This window comes from Actinoplanes regularis, assembly GCF_900188005.1.
GTDB lineage: Bacteria > Actinomycetota > Actinomycetes > Mycobacteriales > Micromonosporaceae > Actinoplanes > Actinoplanes regularis.
Genome location: NZ_FZNR01000001.1, coordinates 703,029 through 723,152 on the forward strand (window position 1 = coordinate 703,029; position 20,124 = coordinate 723,152).

Consider the following 20,124-nt stretch of genomic DNA (forward strand, 5'->3'; position numbering starts at 1 on the left):
GATCATTCCTCCTCGTCCAGGATGCGCGGCACCCGGAACCGGCCCTCGTACGCGTCGGGCGCGCCGGAGAGGGCGGCATCCTGCGTCAGGCTCGGCTGGGGAACGTCGTCGCGGTACACGTTGGTCAGCGGAACCGAGTGCGAGGTCGGCGGAATGTCCTCCGCGGCCACCTCACCGACCCGGGCGACCGATTGCAGGATCACGTCGAGCTGCCCCGCGAATCGATCGAGCTCCTCTTCGGTCACGGCGAGCCGCGACAGGCGCGCCAGGTGCGCTACCTCTTCGCGGGAGATGGCGGCCATCCTGCCCCCTCGTTCACTTCTTCAGTCGGTGTGCAAACACCCAGAGTCTATTTCGCCGGTATCCACGGGCCGCGAAGAACCCCGGGCCGAATCGGCCGGTAGCGCGCCAGCCACTCCGCCAGCTCGTCGGCGGGCATCGGCCGGGCGTGGAACCAGCCCTGCGCGGCGTGGCAGCCGGTCGCCGCGAGCAGCCGCCACGTGACCTCGTCCTCCACCCCCTCGGCGACCGCGCGCAGGCCGAGCGAGCCGGCCAGCCCGATCACCGACTCGACGATCGCCGCGTCCCCGCGGTCGCCCGCCATCCCCAGGACGAAGGACCGGTCGATCTTCACTTCGGAGAGCGGCAGCCGCCGCAGGTGCTGCAGGGAGGAGAAGCCGGTGCCGAAGTCGTCCAGGGAGATCGCCACGCCCATCCGGTCCAGCCGCGTGATGGTGTCCAGCACCCGGTGCGGGTCGGTCATCAGCGCGCTCTCGGTGATCTCCAGTTGGAGCAGGTCGGACGGGACCTCGTACTCGCGCAGCAGTCGCCCGATCCGGTCGGCGATGTCCCCGGCGTGCAGATCGCGGGCGCTGACGTTGACCGCGGCGCGCAGCGGCGTCTTCCTCGCGCGCCAATCCGCCAGCTGGGCCACCACCTCCTCCAGCACCCGGGCGGTGAGCAACCGCATCACCGGGGTCGGCTCGGCCACCCGGAGCAGCTCCTCCGGCCCGACCAGCCCGCGTTTGGGATGTCGCCAGCGCAGTAGCGCCTCGACTCCGATCACCTCGCCGGTCGCGATGGCGATCTGTGGCTGGTAATAGAGCACTATCCCGTCCTTGGGCGGGTCCTGGCGCAGCGCGGCGCGCAGGTCGGCGAGCAGGGCCAGCCGGTCCGGCGAGTCGTGCGCGGCGTCCGGTCCGTGCACCGCGACCTGGTCGCCGCGCTGCTTCGCCTCGTACATCGCGGTCTCCGCCTCGCGCAGCAGGGTGGCGCCGTCCCGGCGGCCCGACTGCAACGCGATGCCGATCGAGGCGGTCAGCTCGACCGGTGTGCCGTCCATCGGGAAGGGCCGGCTCAGCGCCTCGGTCAGGTGCTCGGCGATCCGCCGGGCCGAGGCGGTGCCCTCGACCCGGGTGGCGAGCACCGCGAACTCGTCGCCGCCGAGCCGGACCACCAGGTCGTGCCGGGGCACCGCGGCGGTGAGCCGGTCGGCGACCCGGGCCAGCAGCCGGTCACCGGCGCCGTGCCCGAGCGCGTCGTTCACCATGCGGAACCGGTCCAGGTCGAGCAGGATCAGCGCGCGCTGCCGGTCCGGTCCGCGGTCGGACATGGTGGACTGCAGGGCGCGCCGGTTCGGCAGGCCGGTGAGCGAGTCGACCCGGGTGGCCCGCTCGGACTCCCCGGCCCAGCGGACCATCCGGTGCACGGCGTGCAGGGCGAGCAGGCTCAGCGGCAGCAGGGCCGGGCTGACCTGGGCGGCGACCAGCAGGAGCGGGGCGAGCAGCAGCAGGGCGGCGGTGGCCAGGAGGTCGGCGCGGCCGCGCCGGCGATGACGGGTACGCCGCTCCGACGTCCACCGCCGCACCAGGGCCGCCACGCAGTAGCGGGCGGCGATCCAGGCGGCCGCCGCGGCGCAGGTCAGCGCGGCGTCGCCGAGGCCGGGACGCGCCCCGATCCGCCAGGACGCCAGCCCGGCCACGATCGACGCCGCGGCCAGGCCGGCGGCGTGTTGCAGGCCGAGGTGGATCGAGCGGGGCACGGGGTGGCGCATCCGCACCCCGGCGACCGCCACCGCCACCGCCTGCACCGCGAGCGCCGGCACGAAGCCCCAGGCCAGCGCGATGGCGAAGGTGAAGCAGACGGACGGCAGGATCACCCGGCTGACCCGCCTGCCGGGCAGCGGGTGCGGATGGGCGTCGGCCACCACCGCGAGGACCGCCATGATCCAGTACGCGGTGGGCAGCGCGCGGAACAGCCCTGGGGCGGCCGCCCAGAGCACCAGGTCGACGCCGGCCGTCAGGCCCACGGTGACGAGCAGCGTGCGACGCCACCGGAGACCGGAGGCAACCGTCCGGGGACGAACGGCATCCATACGACCTCCACGATGGCCTCGATCACCGATCGCAACCACCATAGATCCACATGGTGCGTATGCCGTGAAATGGATTAGCCGTTATTAGATCGGCATAGGTAACCAAACACCTAATTCACCCGATAGTGCAACGGTTCGGCCATCCGTGATGGAGCGGGATCACACCTCGGAGATCCGGCGTCCCGCTTCCTGACAGGCTTTGAGCAGCGCTCGTACGTACGCCGGAGAGGCTCCCGCCAGGCCGCAGGCCGGCGTGATCACCACCTGCTCCGGCAGCCGGGCGGCCGGGAAGCCGAGCCGCTGCCACAGCTTGCGCACCCGCTCCGCGACCTGCTTCGCCTCCGGTCGCCCGCCGGCCACCGGACGGGTCGGGGCGGCGCCCACGAACAGCCCCAGCCCCGCCTCGATCGCCTCACCCAGCGGATCGAGGTCCTTGATCAGTGACAGATCGAACGCCACCGCCCTCGCCGAGGCGTCCCGGAACACCTGCAGCGGCAGATCCGGCGCGCAGCAGTGCACCACCACCGGCGCGTCCACCGCCTCGATCACGGTCCGCAGCCGGGACGCGGCGGCCGGAGCGCTGACCGTCCGGTACGCGCTCAAGCCGCTCTCCGTCGGCACCCGCCCGGCCAGCACCGCGGGCAGCGACGGCTCGTCGAGCTGCAGCAGCACGGTCGCGCCCGGCACCCGTTTGCGCACGTTGGCGAGGTGACGCCGGAGCCCTTCGGCGAGCGAGTCGGTCAGGTCGCGGACCGCGCCCGGGTCGCGCAGCATCCGCCCGCCGATCGGCAGGTCGAGGCTCGCCGCCAGGGTCCACGGGCCGGCCGCCTGGATCTTGAGGGTGCCGGTGAAGCCGTCGGCCTGCTCGGTGAGCTGGTCCAGATCGCGTTCCAGCAGATCGGCGGTGCGCCGCAGGTCCGCGCCGGGGCGGCCGGCGATCTGCCACCGGCCGGCGTAGAGCTGCACCGGCAGGTCGACCAGGAAGCCGGCGCCGCGGCCGATGAGGTCCGCGCCCGGGCCGCGTTCCGGCAGCTCGGGGAGGTGCGGGAGGTCGGGGAGCTCACCGAGGACGACGCGCTGGGCCTCGGCGATATCGGTGCCGGGAAGCGAGCCGATGCCGGTGGCGGCGCCGGACGGCCACGGGAAGTCAGACATTCGCCGACTCACGGGTGCCGGCGGTGATGGTCGCCGAGCCGAGGACGACGTCACCGGCCGGGTCGGGGCGGTAGGCGACGATGGCCTGGCCGGCGGCGACACCCCGCGCCGGAGTCGCCAAGGTCGCGGTCAACCCGGACGGGGTGACCGTCACGGACGCCGGCACGACCTCGCCATGGGCGCGGAGCTGCACCTCACAGTCGACCCGGTCCGCGGTCTCGTGCCAGATCGGGCGCTCCGCCGTCACGGTGTCGACCTCGAGGTCCTCGCGCGGCCCCACGGTCACCGTGTTCGTCACCGGGGTGATGGAGAGCACGTATCGAGGCCGCCCGTCGGCCGCGGGGACCCGCAGGTTCAGTCCCTTGCGCTGGCCGATGGTGTACCCGTACGCCCCGTTGTGGGTGCCGAGCTTCTCCCCGCTCCGCCCGTCGACGATGTCGCCGGGCGCGGAGCCGAGTCGCTTCTCCAGGAATCCGCGGGTGTCACCGTCCGCGATGAAGCAGATGTCGTGGGAGTCCGGTTTGTCCGCCACGGCCAGACCACGATCCGCGGCCTCCAGGCGAACCTGCTCCTTGGTCGAGTCCCCGAGCGGAAACGCCGCCCGGTCCAGCTGCGCCCGGGTCAGCACGGCCAGCACGTACGACTGGTCCTTGGCCAGGTCGACGCTGCGCCGCAGCAGCCCGTCGGCCCCGAGCCGGGCGTGATGCCCGGTCACCACGGCGTCGAACCCCAGCGCCACCGCCCGGTCCAGCACCGCCGCGAACTTGATCTTCTCGTTGCAGCGCAGGCACGGATTCGGCGTACGGCCGGCCGCGTACTCGTCGACGAAGTCGTCGACGACGCTGGCGTGGAACTCGTCGGCCATGTCCCACACGTAGAACGGGATACCGATCACGTCGGCGGCGCGCCGCGCGTCCCGGGAGTCCTCCAGGGTGCAGCAGCCGCGCGCGCCGGTCCGGTACGTCTGTGGATTACGTGCCAGCGCCAGGTGCACTCCGGTGACGTCGTGCCCGGCATCCTTGGCGCGGGCCGCGGCGACCGCGGAGTCGACACCGCCGGACATGGCCGCAAGAACTCGCATACGTCAAGCCTATCTGGGTGTCTTCCAAGCTCCGGCCCGGCGGGCGCGCTCCACCACGGCCGGGAGCGTGGCCAGCAGCACGTCCAGGTCCGCCTCGGTGCTGTCGTGCCCGAGCGAGAACCGCAGCGACGACCGGGCCCGGGCGTCGTCGGCGCCCATCGCCAGCAACACGTGGCTGGGCTGCGCCACCCCGGCCGAGCAGGCCGAGCCGGTCGAGCAGTAGATCCCCTGCGCGTCCAGGAGCAGCAGCAGCGCGTCGCCCTCGCAGCCGGGGAAGGAGAAGTGGGCGTTACCCGGCAGCCGGTGCTCGGGATCACCGTTGTAGATCGCTTCCGGGACCGCCGCGAGCACCCGCCGGACCAGCTCGTCCCGCAGCTTCGCGACCCGCCCGGCGTACTCCAGCCGGGCCTGCACGGTCGTCTCGACGGCGACCGCGAACGCCACCACACCCGCGGTGTCCAGCGTCCCGGAGCGCACGTCGCGCTCCTGCCCGCCACCGTGCAGCAGCGGCGTGCAGGCCACGTCCCGCCCGAGCACCAGCGCGCCGGTCCCGACCGGCCCGCCCAGCTTGTGCCCGGTCAGGGTGAGCGCCGCCACCCCGCTCGCCGCGAAGTCGACCGGCACCTGCCCGACCGCCTGCACCGCGTCGGTGTGGAACGGGACACCCGCCGCCGCGGCGACGGCCGCCAGCTCCGGAACCGGGTGGACGGTGCCCACCTCGTTGTTCGCCCACTGCACGGTGACCAGCGCGATCTCGTCGCCGTGCGCGCGCACCAGCTCGGCGAACACCTCCGGGTCCACCCGCCCGGCCGCGTCCACCGGCAGGTAGGCCACCTCGGCCCCCTCATGCCGCCCCAGCCAGTCGACCGCGTCGAGCACGGCGTGGTGCTCGACCGCCGAGGCGACCATCCGCAGTCGCTTCGGGTCCGCGTCCCGCCGCGCCCAGAAGATTCCCTTCGTGGCGAGGTTGTCCGCCTCGGTCCCGCCACCGGTGAAGATCACCTCGGAGGGCCGGGCGCCGATCACCGCCGCGATCCGCTCCCGGGACTCCTCGACCATCCGGCGAGCGGCGCGTCCCGCCGCGTGCAGGGAGGACGGATTGCCGATCTCCCGCGCCGCGGCCGTGTAGGCGTCCAGCGCGGCGGAGAGCATCGGCGTGGTCGCCGCATGATCGAGGTAGGCCATTTTTCCCACTCTAGAACCTGTTCCTCGAAGCAACTTTCTCCAGTCTCACCGCGGAAGGCGTTTCCAGTCTCCCTCATCGCGCCGTACCGGAACAGGAGACGGCCCGGCGGAAGACCGCCGGGCCGTGACCGAGAACGGAACTACTTGCGCTTGCGGATCTCGTCCGCGGCCTGGGGGACGACCTTGTTCAGGTCGCCGACCACGCCGAAGTCGGCCAGCTCGAAGATCGGCGCCTCAGCGTCCTTGTTGACCGCGACAATGGTCTTCGAGGTCTGCATGCCGGCCCGGTGCTGGATCGCGCCGGAGATGCCGAGCGCGATGTAGAGCTGCGGGGACACCGTCTTGCCGGTCTGCCCGACCTGGAACTGGTGCGGGTAGTAGCCGGAGTCGACCGCGGCGCGGGAGGCACCGACAGCGCCGCCGAGCAGGTCGGCGAGCTCCTCGACGAGCTTGAAGTTGTCCGCGCTGGCGACGCCGCGGCCGCCGGAGACGACGATGCCGGCCTCGGTGAGCTCGGGGCGGGAGCCCTTCTGCTCGGCGACCCGCTCGACGACCTTGGCCAGCTTGTCGGTGTCGGAGACCGCGACCGTCAGCTCCTCGACCGAGGGGGTGGCCGGAGCCGCCACCGGGGTGGTCGAGTTGGGACGGATGGTGACGATCGGCAGGCCCTTGGTGACCTTGGACTTGACGATCGTGGAGCCGGCGAAGACCACCTGGGTGGCGGTGCCGTCCGCGGCGAAGTCGACCGCGTCGGTGAGCAGGCCGTTGTCCAGCTTGATCGCCAGGCGGGCGGCGATCTCCTTGCCCTCCTGGGTGGAGCCGAGCAGCACGGCGGCCGGCTGCACGCGCTTGACCAGTTCGGCGACGACGGTGGCCTTCGGCGCGACCAGGTGGTTCGCTACGTCGTCACCGGACGCGGTGTAGATCTTCTCGGCGCCGAACTCGGCGAGCTTGTCGGTGTCGGCGTCGCCGAACACCACCGCCGAGACCGACCCGAGCCCACGGGCGATCGTGAGCATCTCGAGGGTGACCTTCTTGACGCCGCTCTCGACGACGACCAGTACCTCAGCCATGATGATCTCCCCTCTCAGACGAACTTCTCGGTGGCGAGGTACGCGACGAGCTGCTCGCCGCCGGTGCCCTCGTCGGTGACCTTCGCGCCGCCGGTGCGGGCCGGACGCTTGGAGAACTCCAGCACGGCGCTGGTGGCGCCGGCGGTGCCGACCTCGTCGGCGGAGACGCCCAGGTCGCCGAGGGAGAGGCTCTCCAGCGGCTTCTTCTTGGCGGCCATGATGCCCTTGAAGGACGGGTACCGAGGCTCGTTGATGGTGTCCCAGACGCTGACGATGGCCGGCGTGGCGGCGGTGACCACCTCGTAGCCCTCGTCGGTCTGCCGCTCGATGGTCAGCTGCGCGCCGTCCACGGTGAGCTTGCGCGCGCCGGTCAGCGCGGCCACGCCCAGGCGCTCGGCCAGCATGTGCGGGATGACCTGGACCCGGCCATCGGTGGACTCGGCGCCACACAGGATGAGGTCGGCGTTCAGCCGGCCGAGGGCGGCCGCGAGCACCTTGGAGGTGGCCACCGCGCAGGAGCCGTGCATGGCGTCGTCCTGCACGTGAACGGCCTTGTCGGGGCCCATGGAGAGCGCCTTGCGGATCGAGTCGGTCGCACCGGCCGGGCCGACCGTCAGCACGGTCACCTCGCCGCCGTGCGCCTCCTTGATCTTCAACGCCTCCTCGATGGCGTACTCGTCCATCTCGTTGATGACGTTGCTCGCCGAGCCGCGCTCGACGGTGTTGTCGCTCGCGCTCAGGGTGCGCTCGGCACCGGAGTCGGGCACCTGCTTCACCAGTACGACGATATTCATCGCGCTATTGACCCTCCTGTATTGAACGCACCATTGCGGTCGAGCCGGTCTGTCGGCCGGCGTCGCCTGGCCGCGGACATGTCGGCAAGGTTACCCGTCAGTAGCTTTGCTGTTGCCAGCCACCCAGAGTGACACACCTCACCCAGCCGACGATCAGCATCGCTAGCATGGCAATGAGGAGGTCCCGTGACATGTCCGGCCAAAAAGCATCGCTATTGGACGGGGTCCGCCTGCCTGGCCCCCATACTCTCCCAACGTCTCACGACGCGACGCCACAGACCCATGGCCAATCCGGTCCGGACTCCCCGTGGTGCCGCTGCGGACGCCCACGAGAGGTTTGCGTGAGTGACGAAGTACGCAGTCTCTGGTGCCACCTTCTCGACCGATCAGGTCAATAATCGGCAGGTGTTCGGCGGCTTGAAACAGTGGTTCGACCCGGAGAGCGCCCACTCCGAGGGCACCACTCCGGACTACCGGTTCTCGCTCGCCAACGAACGGACGTTCCTGGCCTGGATCCGTACCGGGCTGGCGCTGATCGCCGGCGGGCTGGCCTGTGCCCAATTCCTGCCGCCGCTCCCGATCGCCCGGCTCCGGGAGATCATCTCGATCGCGCTGCTGGTGCTCGGCGGCCTGGTCGCGCTGCGCGCCGTCGATCACTGGGCGCGAGCCGAGCGGGCCATGCGGCTCGGCGTCGACCTGCCCCGCTCCCGCTTCCCCGCGATCCTGGCGATCATCGTGGCGATCGGCGCGGTGGTACTGGTGGTCACCGTGCTGCACCGGGTCCTCGCGTGACCCGCGATCCCGGCGCCGCCCCGGAACGCACCCGGCTCGCCTGGCGGCGTACCGGGATGTCCGCGGCCGCGGTGGCCCTGCTCGCCACCCGGCCGGCCTTCTCCCCCGGCGCCGGGCCGGCGGAATGGCTGGTCGCGGCCGCCTCGATGGCCGGCTGGGCGGCCTGCGCGGCGCTCGCCCTGCAACGCGCGCCCGGCCTGCGCGTCCGCCCGCCACGAACGGCGGCCCGGACGATCCGGGCCTACGCGCTGATCACCACGGCCCTGGCGGTCATCGGTGGACTGGTTGTCATGCTCTGATCGTCGCCGGACGCGCGCCAGCGGGGCATCATTGGCCCCATGGTCCGGTTGTTCATCCTCTTGGCCGCGATTGAGCTCGTCCTACTGATCCTGGGACTCATCGCCTGCCTGTCGGCGGAGCGCGTGCGTGCCCTGCCACGACTGCTGTGGGTGCTGATCGTGTTGTTCATCCCGTTCGCCGGCCCTGTCGCGTATTTCTTCTGGGGCCGTCCCGGCGATCCAGCCATCCGCCGGCCCGCCGCCCGCCCGTCCTCACCCGACGACGACCCGGACTTCCTGCGCTCGATGGACACCGAGCAGTCCCGCCGGGACCGGGAACTGCTCGCCCAGTGGGAACGCGACCTGCACCAGGACGACGAGCCGTAACCCGCCGTCCCCGGTCACTTCGTCATCACATTGAAAAGGCTCGCGATGTCGTTGAAGACGTCGATCGCGTCCTGCTGCCAGGAGAAGCCGTTGCCGTAGCCGTACGCCAGGATCAGCGCGGCCAGCGGAACACAGATCATCGTCAGCACACTGAGCAGGATCTGGAAGAACCGGAGCACGCGCCGCCCGCGCCGCTTGCGCACTCTGGCCCCCGGTTTCGGCCCGGCCGGTGCCGACTGTTTCCGCTGCTCGGGTGCGCGCGCCGGGCGAGCCGGCGTCACCACGGCCCGGCCGGAAGCCGGGCCGGCCACCCGGCCAGAAGTTGGCGCAGGCGGCGAGACCGGTCGGCCCTGCGCCATCACCTGACGGGCGGGGCGGTTCGCGACCGGCTTCGGCGGCGATTGCTTCTTCGGTACGGACGCCGGCCTGGGCCGCGCCGGCGAGCGCGCCTCGTGCTGGGGCGGGCTGGTGGGCATCGTCGCGTCCGGATCCGGCCGCCACTGCGGCGGGTCGGCGTCCGGCCAGGGGTCGACCGGTGGCCGCATGTGCGGCGGGACGACCAGCTCCGGGCGGACCTCGGTCTCCCGGTTGTCGACCACGACCTCCGGCGACTCCGGCTCCTGCTCCACGGGATCCGGCTCCGGTTCCGGTTCCACCGCGGTGCCCGGCGTCCGTGTCGGCAGCGTCGCACCCGCGGCCTCGGGAATCGACTGGACCTGCACCGGCTGCGTGGCGACCGGCATCTTCTCCAGCCGGGGCGCCACCTCGGTCGCCTCGACCGCCTCGGCCGCCCAGGTCGCCTGGGCCGCCTCGGCCGCGAACTCCGGCACGGTCCTGGACGGCAGCCGCAGCTGCGCGGTCGGCCCCGGCGCGGCCGGCTCGGAGGCCAGCAGCGCGGCACCGGCCAGGATGCTGCCCTCGGCCACCACCAGCTCCGGCTGCTCGATCACCACCGGCGGTTCACCCAGCTCACGGTGGAGCAGGGTGGCCACCAGCGGGATCCGGCTCGCCCCGCCGACCAGGAAGACCCCGGCCAGCCGCCCCTCCGGCAGGTCGGCGAACTTCAGCAGGTTCCGCGTGATCCGGACCGTCTGCTCCAGCACCGGGCGGGCGACCCGCTCCAGCTCCTCCCGCGTCAGGTGCACCTCGGCGTCGATCAGCGGCACCACGAAGTCGGCGGCCTGGGCCCGGGACAGCCGCTCCTTGGCGATCCGCACGTCGTCCCAGAGCTGGCGGCGGGCGCGGCGCTCCTCGATCGTGGACGGCTCCAGCAGGCGCTGCCAGGCGTCGGTCTGCAGGTGCTCGACGAGCCCCGCGTCCACGTCCAGGCCGCCCAGGTCGTCGTGGCCGTCGACGGCGAGCACCTCGAAACCGGTGGCCGTGCGGGAGACCAGGCTGGCGTCGAAGGTGCCGGCGCCGAAGTCGTGCACCATCAGGACCGAGCCGATCGGCACCTCCCGGCCCAGCACCTCGGCGAAGTAGGTGGCGGCGGCGACCGGCTCGGCGACCAGCCGCGCGCCCGAGAGCCCGGCGCGAGCGGCCGCCTCGGCGAGCAGGGTCCGACGGGTGGCACCCCAGGTCGCCGGGCAGGTCAGCGTGGTCTCGGGCTTGTACGGCCCGACCGCGCGATGCCACTCCTCCACCACCCGGGCGAGCACCGCCGTGATCAGGTCGACGACGTTGAACTCCTGCTCGCCGAGCAGGACCAGGCCGTCGTCGACTCGGCGTTTCGGATTCGGCTCGAAACGGGCCGGCTCGAGCCGGGCGCTGTGCACCGCGTCCCGGCCGACCAGCAGGTTGCCCTCGGCGTCGGCGAAGACGGCGGAGGGCAGCAGCGGCGAGCCGTCGACCAGGATCGGCCGCGCGCGACCGTCCGGCCATCGTGCGACGGCAACGGTGTTCGATGTACCGAAGTCGATGCCGAGGGCGTACTTCGGACCACCCTGGTCGATGGACATGAGCGCAGTCTAGGCGGTCCCCGGGACCGGTTGCGGGATCGACTACCGCCCGGTGAACTTCGGCTTGCGCTTCTCGACGAAAGCGGTCGTTCCCTCCACCCGATCGTCGGTGGCGAACAGGCCCGCGAACAGGTGCGACTCCAACGCAAGGCCGGCCGCGAGGTCCATGCTGAGGCCGGCGTCGACCGCCTGTTTGGCGGCGCGCAGGGCGAGCGCCGGGCCGGTCGTGTACGGCTTGACCAACTCGACGGCCGTCGCGTACACCCGGTCGGCCGGGACCACCCGATCGGCCAGGCCGATCCGCAGCGCCTCCTCGGCCTCCACCATCCGGCCGGAGAAGATCAGATCCTTGGCCCGGGCCGGGCCGATCAGCCGGGCCAGTCGCTGGGTGCCGCCGGCGCCCGGGATGATGCCCAGCCTGATCTCCGGCTGGCCGAGCTTGGCGTCGTCGGCGACCACCCGCCAGTCGCAGGCCAGGGCCAGTTCGCAGCCGCCGCCCAGGGCGAACCCGGTGACCGCGGCCACCACCGGCTTGGGGATCCGGGCGACCGCGTCGAACGCCCCGGAGAGCGCCGCGGCCCGGCCGACCATGTGCTGGTAGCTGACCGTGGTGAACTCGGTGATGTCGGCGCCGGCGGCGAACACCTTCTCGCCGCCCCAGACGACCACGGCACGCACGGCGTCGTCGCCGGCCGCGGCGAGGGCCGCCTCCCGCAACTCCTCCTGGACCTGGGTGTTCAGGGCGTTCATCGGGGGTCGTTCGAGCCGGATCGTGCCGATGCCGTCCGCGATCTCCAGCCGTACGAACTCGCCCACGCCCGCCTCCGTCAACTCACCGATGAGTGCCGTTTCCCCGCCAGCCTACGACGGGTACAAACTAGATTGGGACCCCGGGGAGGAGAGATGACCACGTACTACCGGGATCCGGACGTGCTGATCACCTCGTCCGGGATCCACATGAACGGCCAGGAGTTCCGCCTGCCCGAGTTGCTGCGGGTCTGGCACATCCGGAGCGGCCGCTCCTGGACGGTGATCGCCAAGCGGGGCGTCATGGGCCTCGCCATCCTGACCCCGCTGCTGGCCGGCGTGCTCGCCGTCGGGGTGGCGCTGCTGATCCACACCAGTTTCGTCCACGGCCTCGCGCTGGTGCTCGGCGGAGTGCTGGTCGGCCTGGCCGTGCTGCCGGTCGCCGACCTGCTGCTGGAGCGGGTCGATCGGTCGTACGACGCGGGCACCCGCACCATCGAGATCTGGGGCCGGCTGCGCACCGGCGATGTGCTGCTGCTGCGCACGACGGACGCGCAGCGCTTCGGCCGCGTCTACCGGGCTCTGCTACGAGCGCTGGAACCGGCCGCGCGGTCGTGAGTTGTCCCGATTCAGCACGAAGACCGGACCGAATTCGGCACGCTTAGAGAACCATGAGAGCGACGCGGGTACGACCCACCGGCATCGAGCGCACCTTCGGCGAAGACGAGATGATCGTCACGAAGACCGATCCGCGTGGCGTCATCACCTACGCCAACGATGTCTTCCTGCGCGTCTCCGCACTCTCCGAGGCTGAGGCGATCGGGCAGCCGCACAGCCTGATCCGGCACCCGGACATGCCACGCGCGGTGTTCAAGCTGCTCTGGGACGTGCTCGCGGAGCGGGAGGAGATCTTCGCGTACGTCATGAATCTGGCCACCGACGGCGCCCACTACTGGGTGCTGGCCCACGTGACCCCTTCCTACGACCGCACCGGACGGGTCATCGGGTACCACTCCAACCGCCGGCGCCCGACGCCCGGCGCGGTGGCCGCGGCGAACGACCTGTACCGGCACCTGCACGCCGTCGAGGCCCGGGAGAGCCATACCCCGGATGCGGTCAAGGCCGGATACCGGGCTCTGCAGGACGTCCTCGCGGAGCGTGGCCAGAACTACGACGAGCTGGTTTGGTCGCTGACCACCGGCGCCGGCCGATGAGGCGCGCGGCACAAGGACCGGCGGTGCGGCCGGACCCGGTACTCCAGGCGATCACCGACACCTGCCGCCGGGTGAGGGCCGGCGATTTCGAGGCCCGGCTCGCCCCGATCGGCGAGGACGAGACGTCGGTGGCCACCCGGACCGCGCTGAACGGCCTGCTCGACGTGATCGACGCGTTCACCCGCGAGGCCGGCGCCGCCTCCACCGCGGCCGCCCACGGCCGGTTCTACCGGCGGGTCCTGACCACCGGGCTGCACGGCACGTTCAAGCTGGCGGCCGAGCAGATCAACGAGTCGGTGACCGCGATGCACCACAACGCGGAGCAGATCGCCGAGGGTGACCGTGCCCGGCTGGCGCTCGCCGACGAGCTCGAGTCCGCCGTGCTGACCGTCTCCGAGCAGGTCGCGACAGCGGCGACGGAGATGGGCGCGTCCGCGAACGAGCTGGCCCGGTTCGCCCGGGGCGCGGTCGGTGACGCGGAACGCGGGCTGGGCACGGTCACCTCCCTGCGCAGCGCCTCCGAGCAGATCCGGCACGCGGTCGACCTGATCAACCAGGTGGCCTCGCAGACCCGGCTGCTGGCGCTGAACGCGACGATCGAGGCGGCCCGGGCGGGTGAGGCGGGGCGCGGCTTCGCCGTGGTGGCGAACGAGGTCAAGGATCTCGCCAACGAGACCAGCTCGTCCAGCGAGGAGATCATGGGTCAGGTCAACACGGTCCAGCAGGCGGCGGCGGACGCGGTCTCGGTGCTGGAGACCGTGACCCAGAGCTTCCGCGAGATCAACAACCTGATCGGCGGCATCGCGGTCGCGGTGGACGGCGGCGGCGCCGCCGGGATAACCGGGTTGTCCCAGCTGGCCGAGGTGCTGCGCGCCGAGGTCAGCCGATTCCTGGTCAACGCCCGGAAATAGCGCGGCCTCAGCCTGCGAAGATCGCTTCGATCTCGGCGCGGCTGGGCAGGGCGTTGCTGGCGCCGATCTTGCGGACCGCGGCGGCACCCGCCGCGTTCGCCCAGCGTACGGCGTCGAGCAGTTCGCGCCCCTCGGCCCAGGCGACGGCGAGCGCTCCGCAGAACGCGTCGCCCGCGGCCGTGGTGTCCACGACCTCCACCGAGAAGGCGGGCACGTGCACGTCGCGGCCGTCCCGGTCGGCGTAGCGCGAGCCGTCGCCGCTGAGCGTCAGCACCACGCGGGGCACCAGGGCGAGCAATGCGGCCAGGTCCGCCGCCGACCCGCCGGTGATCGTCTGGGCCTCGGTCTCGTTCACCACCAGCAGGTCGACCTGGTCGAGCAGGCCGGGCGGCAGCTCCCGGGCGGGCGCCGCGTTCAGGATCGTCCGTGTCCCGGACTCCCGGGCGGCGGCCAGCGCCGCGGCCACCGTCCCCATCGGGATCTCCTGCTGGCAGAGCAGCACGTCGGCCTCGGCGACGCGGGCGCGCTCGTCGTCGGTGAGGTCGAGGAAGGTCCGGTTGGCTCCCGGGCTGACCAGGATCGAGTTCTCCCCGGCGCGATCCACCATGATCACCGCGACGCCGGACGAGCCGTAACTGGTCCGCACCTGGCTGGTGTCCACGCCGGTGGACGCAAGCCGGGAGCTCAGGGTGACGCCGAACGAGTCCGACCCGATCGCCCCCAGGAACGTGGTCGTGCCGCCCGCACGGGCGGCCGCGATCGCCTGATTGGCGCCCTTGCCACCCGGGGTCATCACGAAGTCGTCGCCGAGCACGGTCTCGCCCGGCCGGGGCAGCTTCTCGGCGAGCCCGACCAGGTCCATGTTCGCGCTGCCGACGACCACCACCTTCGGGGACACGTCAGGCGGCCCGTGCGGTGTAACGGTCGCCGAACCGGTCCACGAGCAGCGGCAGCCCGAACGTCTTCGTCAGGTTCTCCGCGGTCATCACCTCGCCGAGCAGCCCGGCCGCGACCACATTGCCCTCACGCAGCAGCAGGCCGTGGGTGAAGCCCGGCGGGATCTCCTCGACGTGGTGCGTGACCAGCACCATGGCCGGCGCGTCCGGGTCCAGGGCGAGCTCGGTCAGGTGTCCGATCAGGATCTCTCGACCGCCCAGGTCGAGACCGGCGGTCGGCTCGTCGAGCAGCATCAGCTCCGGGTCGGTCATCAGCGCGCGGGCGATCTGGGTGCGCTTGCGCTCCCCCTCGGAGAGGGTGCCGAACTCCCGGTCCAGGAAGCCGCTCATGCCCAGCTGGGCGAGGAGCTGCCGGGCGCGGACCTCGTCCTGCGGGTCGTACGACTCGTGCCAGCGGCCGACCACGGACCAGGCGGCGGTGACCACGACGTCGAGCACCTTCTCCTCCGGCGGGATCCGGTCGGCCAGCCGGCCGGTGGTGATCCCGACCCGGGTACGCAGCTCGTTGACGTCGACCCGGCCCAGCCGCTCGCCCAGCACCCAGGCCTGCCCGCGGGTCGGGTGCAGGCCGCCGGACGCGATGTTGAGCAGAGTGGTCTTCCCGGCGCCGTTGGGGCCCAGCACCACCCATCGCTCATCCAGCTCGACCTGCCAGGACAGACCGTTGATCAGGTGATTCCCGCTGCGGACCACGCTGACGCGGTCGAACGCGATGACGGTGTCCTCGTCGGGCGGAACGGTTACGGCAGCCTCCAGCACGCCGTCCATCCAACCATGTGCGCATGGGGCCGACCCGACGGCGTGCCGGTCGTTACCGCCTTCTCCATCGGTGGTCGGGCTTCTCAGTCGGTGGTCGAGCCGAACACCTCGTCACGGACGGCGTCCAGAGCGGTATGCAGAGCGCCGTGCAGCACCGGCTCGGCGGCCACCCCGGTCACCACGACCCGGGGCGAGACCAGCGTGATCGCGGCCACCTCGCGCTCCACCCGGTCGGCCAGCGCCGGGCCACCGGCCCGGCCCACCTCGCCGGCCAGCACCACCAGCGGCGGGTCCAGCACCAGGCAGGTGGCACCGACGCCGAGCGCCAGGCGGCGCGCCAGCTCGTCCAGCACCGGCTCACCGGCCGGGCCGGCGGCGACCGCGGCGCGCACCACGTCGGCGGCCTCGGCGCCACGGAAGCCGTACTGTTTGCCGATCGCCTTGACCGCCTCGGCCGCCGCGAGGGTCTGGAAGGCACCCTTCACGCCGCGCTTCGTGGCGTTGTGCGGCACCTCGGCGCCGCTCACCGGCAGGTAGCCGATCTCGCCGGCGGCCCCGGTCGCGCCCTGGTGCAGCCGGCCGCCGATGACGCTGGCCAGACCGATGCCGCGACCGATCCAGACCAGCGCGAAGTCGGACACCCCGGTGGCCGCGCCGGTGCTCTGCTCGGCGATCGCGGCGAGGTTCACGTCGTTGCCGAAGACGACCGTGGTGCTCAGGTCCCGGCGCAGGTCGGCGAGGAGGCCCCGGTGCCAGCGGGGCAGGTCCCAGGCGAACGAGATCTCCCCGGAGGCCGGGTCGACCAGGCCGGGGGTGCCGAGCACGACGCGGCGTACCGAGGTCATGTCGGCCCCGGCGTCGCTCGCCGCCTGGACCACCGCCCGGTGCACGACCCCGACCGGGTCGTCGGTGTCCTTGGTGCTCAGCTCGGACCGGCCGATCACCGCGCCGGTGATGTCCGCGCAGGCCGCGATCACCGAGTCCGGGCCGACGTCCACACCGATCACGTGCGCGCTGCCCGGGGCAACCGCGTAGAGCTGCGCGTTCGGGCCGCGGCCACCGGCCTGCTCGCCGACCCGTCGGACCAGGCCGCGCTCCTCCAGCCGCTCGACCAGCTGGGAGGCGGTGACTTTGCTGAGGCCGGTCAGCTCACCGATCTGAGCCCTGGTCAGAGCGCCTCGGGCGAGCAACAGGTCCAGCGCCGCGCGGTCGTTGAGCGCGCGCAGCAACCGGGGCGTGCCCGGAAGGCGAGTGGCGGCCATGGTCGTACCCCTAAATGGTAAAGGTTCTTTCCTGTTACAGTGTCGGCGCTCGGAACGCAGCCGCAGCGTAACGGTCGGCGATGGTGCCCGTCCGTACGGTGGTTATCGACTCCGAGCGATCATGGCAGCTCGCCGCCCTTGGTGGCCAGAGCAACATCACCGGAAGGACAGCATGTCCATCGACCGCGGACTCCGACGCCTTGCCCTGCGCACCCTGCTCGCCGCCTTCCCCGGGCCGTCCGCACCCGACTGGGGGCTCGACCTGCTCGCCGACGGGCTCGCCGGGCACACCCTCTTCGGCACCAACGTGAGCGACCCCGCCCAGCTGGCCCAGCTCACCGCCCGGCTGCGGTCAGCCCGGCCGGACGCGCTGATCGCCATCGACGAGGAGGGCGGCGACGTCACCCGGCTCGGGCACCGCACCGGCAGCGCGTACCCCGGAAACGCCGCGCTCGGGGCCGCCGACGACCCGGAACTCACCCGGCAGGTGTACGCGGCCATGGGTGACGACCTCGCCGCGACCGGCGTCAACCTGAACCTGGCGCCGACCGTCGACGTGAACACCGCGGCGGAGAACCCGATCATCGGGACGCGCTCGTTCGGCGCGGACACCGCACTGGTGGCGCGGCACACCGCGGCCGCCGTCGCGGGCCTGCAATCGGCCGGCGTGGCGGCGTGCGCCAAGCACTTCCCGGGGCACGGGGCGACGGTGACCGACTCGCACCTGGAACTGCCCACCGTCGACGCGCCACTCGAGCTGCTGCGTTCCCGGGACCTGCCGCCGTTCGCGGCGGCGGTGGCGGCCGGGGCGCGCGCCGTGATGAGCGCGCACATCCGGGTGCCGGCGCTGACCGGGGACGGGCCGGCGACCTTCAGCCGGGCGGCACTGGAAGGGCTGCTGCGCTCGGAGTACGGGTTCGACGGGGTGATCGTCACCGACGCGCTGGAGATGCGCGGGGCGGCCGGGGCGGCCGGCGGGATCCCGAAGGCGGCGGTGGCGGCTCTCGCCGCCGGTGCGGATCTGCTGTGCATCGGGGCGGTGGTCGACCGGGAGTTGGTGCTCGCGGTCGCCGACGAGGTCGCGGCCGCGGTCGGTGATGGACGACTCGAGTTGGTACGCCTGGAGCAGGCGGTCGCGCGGAACGCCGAGCTGGCGGCGTGGGCGGCGCACGCGCGCGTCACCCGCTCGGCCGGTCCCGAGCTCACCTCCCAGGAGCTGGGGATCTCGGCGGCACGGCGGGCGCTCCTGGTGGACGGTGAGCCCGCGGCGCTCGCCGATCCCCTGGTCGTGCAGCTCATCAGCGGCTACTCGATCGCGGAGGGGAAGGTGCCGTGGGGGCTGCGGCCGTTCCTCGGCGAGGTGGAGCAGATCGACGTCGTGGCGTCGGAGGTCACGGCGGACGAGCTGATCGAGCGTGCGGGGGGACGCCCGATCGTGCTGGTGGGCCGGCGGGTGCACGAGGCCGCGGCGAGCCGGGGGCTGGCGGAGAAGCTTGCCGCGGCTTGGCCCAGCGGGGTGGTCGAGCTGGGCTGGCCGTCGGCGTGGCGGCCGGAGGGGGTGCGGGCGTTCCTGGTCACGCACGGCGCGAGCTTGGCGAGTTGCCGGGTGGCGGCGGAGGCGCTGGGCCTGGTCACCGAACGTCAGGATGTGCCGTAGTCACAGTCAGTAACAGGTATCCGAAAAAGCACACCACTGACTGATAAATGTGCTCATACGAACGGCCAGAGAACACGCTAAGTACTTCCTTGCGGGGGTCGAGATCACGTAGCGTCATGATCGCAGGTGGATCTGGGGAGACGTTGCGGATCGCCGTCGGGAGACAGTGCGGTCGCGACGCCACTGGTGGGCCGGGCACGGCAGGACTTCGGGAGCAGTCCGCCGTCGCCCGGCTCACCCACATCCGCCCCCGGTTCGCGCGACCATCCGCTCCGCCAGATCCCCGGCCGCAGTCCGCAAGGACCTCCGCTCCGCCTGACCGCCGCCGCAGTCCGCCAGGACCTCCGCTCCGCCAGATCCCCGCCACAGTCCGCGGGGACTCCGTCTCGCCTGACCGCCGCCGCAGTCTGCGGGATTCCGTGCGGCTCAGGTCGTGCCCTCCGGGTTGAGCGCTGACGGCTGTCGCCTCGGATGTTCCGCGTTGGCGTTATCCACACTGCGCGGCTGTCCACAGGGGCCGAAGCAGGCGCCAGCCGCCGACGGCAGAGTTCCGGCCATGGCACAACTCGACGAGACCACCCGACGCCAGCACGGGGTGGTGACCCGCCAGCAGGCCCTCCAGGGCGGCATCTCCGCCGACGTCCTGCACCGCCGGGTGAGGACCGGTCGGTGGCAACGGCTGATGCCCGGGATCTACGCGACGTTCTCCGGCCGCCCGCCGCCGGCTGCGGCGCGGTGGGCCGCGATCCTCTACTCCGGCCCCGGGGCGATGCTGTGCCACCGCTCGGCGGCGGAGGAGGCGGGCCTCGCCGAGCCTGGCCCCGGCGCCGTCCACGTGCTGATCCCGGAGAGGCGCCGGGTCCGTCCGGCGTCCGGCGTCGTGGTGCACCGCTCCCGGCACGCCAAGGCCCGGCGGCATCCGCATCGGCGCCCGCCCCAGACCCGGCTGGAGGAGACCGTCCTCGACCTGGCATCGGCCTCGGCCGACGCGGAGGAGGCGCTGCACTGGATCACGACCGCCTGCGCCCGGCGGCTCACCACTCCGGACCGCATCGCTCACGCCCTGCAGCGCCGCACCCGCCTGGCGCGCCGCCGGGAGGTGACCGCCGTGCTGGCCAACGCCGCCGGCCACACGTCAGCGCTTCCCCGCTGGCCCACCGTGTCAGCGGACCTCCGCTGACCGACTGCGACGCGGACAGCTGATCGACTGCGGCATAGACCGCTAACCAACTGCGGCAAGGCCGATGACCAACTGCGGCGTGGACGGTTACTCAGCCACGTCACAGACCGATGACCGACTGCGGCATGGACGGCTGATCGGCTGCGGCGCAGACCGCTAAATAACTGCGTCACAGACCGATGACCAATTGCGGCGCGGAGGGCTGGCTAATGAGCCGCGTCCCACGCTGATCACCGACCACGGCGCGGAGGGCTGATCAGCCACGTCCCATACCGATCACCGACCACGGCGCGCAGGGCTGATCAGCCACGTCCCAGACCGATCACCGACCACGGCACAGACGGCTGATCAGCCACGTCCC

At 72.3% G+C, this 20,124-nt stretch carries 20 protein-coding genes; 8 read left to right on the forward strand and 12 right to left on the reverse strand.

Going from position 1 to position 20,124, the window contains the following annotated elements:
- Positions 1 to 2: 2 nt before the first annotated feature.
- From gatC to CHC09_RS02970, 7 genes are all read right to left on the reverse strand, one after another.
- A complete protein-coding gene (gene gatC / locus CHC09_RS02940; protein WP_089291347.1) occupies positions 3 to 302 on the reverse strand; it encodes an Asp-tRNA(Asn)/Glu-tRNA(Gln) amidotransferase subunit GatC in 300 nt (99 codons plus the stop codon).
- A gap of 47 nt (positions 303 to 349) precedes the next feature.
- Complete coding sequence (locus CHC09_RS02945) at positions 350 to 2,374, reverse strand: putative bifunctional diguanylate cyclase/phosphodiesterase (RefSeq protein ID WP_089291348.1); 2,025 nt, start codon at positions 2,372 to 2,374, stop codon at positions 350 to 352.
- A 159-nt stretch (positions 2,375 to 2,533) separates the two neighbouring features.
- On the reverse strand, positions 2,534 to 3,529 hold the full coding sequence (locus CHC09_RS02950) for a methionine synthase (RefSeq protein WP_089291349.1): 996 nt from the start codon (positions 3,527 to 3,529) through the stop codon (positions 2,534 to 2,536).
- Entirely contained in the window at positions 3,522 to 4,610 is a 1,089-nt protein-coding gene (gene mnmA, locus CHC09_RS02955; protein ID WP_089291350.1) for a tRNA 2-thiouridine(34) synthase MnmA, read from the reverse strand. The genes CHC09_RS02950 and mnmA overlap by 8 nt, the downstream gene beginning before the upstream one ends.
- A 9-nt stretch (positions 4,611 to 4,619) precedes the next feature.
- Positions 4,620 to 5,795, reverse strand: a complete 1,176-nt coding sequence (locus CHC09_RS02960; protein ID WP_089291351.1) for a cysteine desulfurase family protein — start codon at positions 5,793 to 5,795, stop codon at positions 4,620 to 4,622.
- Positions 5,796 to 5,935: 140 nt separating this feature from the next.
- Positions 5,936 to 6,868 carry an electron transfer flavoprotein subunit alpha/FixB family protein gene (locus CHC09_RS02965; protein WP_089291352.1) on the reverse strand — a complete coding sequence of 311 codons (933 nt, stop codon included), beginning with the start codon at positions 6,866 to 6,868 and terminating at the stop codon, positions 5,936 to 5,938.
- A gap of 14 nt (positions 6,869 to 6,882) precedes the next feature.
- On the reverse strand, positions 6,883 to 7,662 hold the full coding sequence (locus CHC09_RS02970; protein ID WP_089291353.1) for an electron transfer flavoprotein subunit beta/FixA family protein: 780 nt from the start codon (positions 7,660 to 7,662) through the stop codon (positions 6,883 to 6,885).
- A 405-nt stretch (positions 7,663 to 8,067) separates the two neighbouring features.
- Here CHC09_RS02970 and CHC09_RS02975 point away from each other — a divergent pair, with 405 nt between their 5' ends.
- Genes CHC09_RS02975 through CHC09_RS02985 form a run of 3 tightly spaced genes read left to right on the forward strand, consistent with a single transcriptional unit; the run spans position 8,068 to position 9,119 of the window.
- Positions 8,068 to 8,454 (forward strand): YidH family protein, encoded by a 387-nt coding sequence (locus tag CHC09_RS02975; RefSeq protein ID WP_089291354.1) that lies wholly within the window; start codon positions 8,068 to 8,070, stop codon positions 8,452 to 8,454.
- On the forward strand, positions 8,451 to 8,753 hold the full coding sequence (locus CHC09_RS02980) for a DUF202 domain-containing protein (protein WP_089291355.1): 303 nt from the start codon (positions 8,451 to 8,453) through the stop codon (positions 8,751 to 8,753). Before CHC09_RS02975 ends, CHC09_RS02980 begins: the two co-directional genes overlap by 4 nt.
- Positions 8,754 to 8,792: 39 nt before the next feature.
- On the forward strand, positions 8,793 to 9,119 hold the full coding sequence (locus CHC09_RS02985) for a PLD nuclease N-terminal domain-containing protein (protein ID WP_089291356.1): 327 nt from the start codon (positions 8,793 to 8,795) through the stop codon (positions 9,117 to 9,119).
- Positions 9,120 to 9,133: 14 nt separating this feature from the next.
- Here the strand turns inward: CHC09_RS02985 and CHC09_RS02990 are convergent, their stop codons facing one another.
- On the reverse strand, positions 9,134 to 11,077 hold the full coding sequence (locus CHC09_RS02990) for an Hsp70 family protein (RefSeq protein WP_089291357.1): 1,944 nt from the start codon (positions 11,075 to 11,077) through the stop codon (positions 9,134 to 9,136).
- 42 nt (positions 11,078 to 11,119) lie between these two features.
- Positions 11,120 to 11,893, reverse strand: a complete 774-nt coding sequence (locus CHC09_RS02995; protein WP_089291358.1) for an enoyl-CoA hydratase/isomerase family protein — start codon at positions 11,891 to 11,893, stop codon at positions 11,120 to 11,122.
- Positions 11,894 to 11,980: 87 nt separating this feature from the next.
- Here CHC09_RS02995 and CHC09_RS03000 point away from each other — a divergent pair, with 87 nt between their 5' ends.
- From CHC09_RS03000 to CHC09_RS48300, 3 genes are read left to right on the forward strand one after another with little or no spacing between them, the layout of a single operon-like run.
- Positions 11,981 to 12,442: a DUF6232 family protein gene (locus CHC09_RS03000; protein WP_089291359.1), complete on the forward strand. Its 462-nt coding sequence runs from the start codon at positions 11,981 to 11,983 to the stop codon at positions 12,440 to 12,442.
- A 53-nt stretch (positions 12,443 to 12,495) separates the two neighbouring features.
- Entirely contained in the window at positions 12,496 to 13,038 is a 543-nt protein-coding gene (locus CHC09_RS03005) for a PAS domain-containing protein (RefSeq protein ID WP_089291360.1), read from the forward strand.
- 23 nt (positions 13,039 to 13,061) lie between these two features.
- Complete coding sequence (locus CHC09_RS48300) at positions 13,062 to 13,949, forward strand: methyl-accepting chemotaxis protein (protein WP_275407851.1); 888 nt, start codon at positions 13,062 to 13,064, stop codon at positions 13,947 to 13,949.
- 7 nt (positions 13,950 to 13,956) lie between these two features.
- On the opposite strand, the gene CHC09_RS03015 is transcribed toward CHC09_RS48300, so the two are convergent.
- The 3 genes from CHC09_RS03015 to CHC09_RS03025 all read right to left on the reverse strand — a co-directional run bounded on the left by CHC09_RS03015 (position 13,957) and on the right by CHC09_RS03025 (position 16,926).
- The gene (locus tag CHC09_RS03015) at positions 13,957 to 14,847 is read right to left on the reverse strand and encodes a ribokinase (RefSeq protein ID WP_089291362.1); all 891 of its coding nucleotides are present in this window, start codon (positions 14,845 to 14,847) and stop codon (positions 13,957 to 13,959) included.
- A 1-nt stretch (position 14,848) separates the two neighbouring features.
- Entirely contained in the window at positions 14,849 to 15,673 is an 825-nt protein-coding gene (locus tag CHC09_RS03020) for an ABC transporter ATP-binding protein (RefSeq protein WP_089291363.1), read from the reverse strand.
- Positions 15,674 to 15,747: 74 nt separating this feature from the next.
- Positions 15,748 to 16,926 (reverse strand): ROK family transcriptional regulator, encoded by a 1,179-nt coding sequence (locus CHC09_RS03025; protein WP_089291364.1) that lies wholly within the window; start codon positions 16,924 to 16,926, stop codon positions 15,748 to 15,750.
- 172 nt (positions 16,927 to 17,098) lie between these two features.
- Here CHC09_RS03025 and CHC09_RS03030 point away from each other — a divergent pair, with 172 nt between their 5' ends.
- Positions 17,099 to 18,583 (forward strand): glycoside hydrolase family 3 N-terminal domain-containing protein, encoded by a 1,485-nt coding sequence (locus CHC09_RS03030; RefSeq protein ID WP_089291365.1) that lies wholly within the window; start codon positions 17,099 to 17,101, stop codon positions 18,581 to 18,583.
- 556 nt (positions 18,584 to 19,139) lie between these two features.
- A complete protein-coding gene (locus CHC09_RS03035) occupies positions 19,140 to 19,763 on the forward strand; it encodes a type IV toxin-antitoxin system AbiEi family antitoxin domain-containing protein (protein WP_089291366.1) in 624 nt (207 codons plus the stop codon).
- Positions 19,764 to 20,124 lie beyond the last annotated feature (361 nt).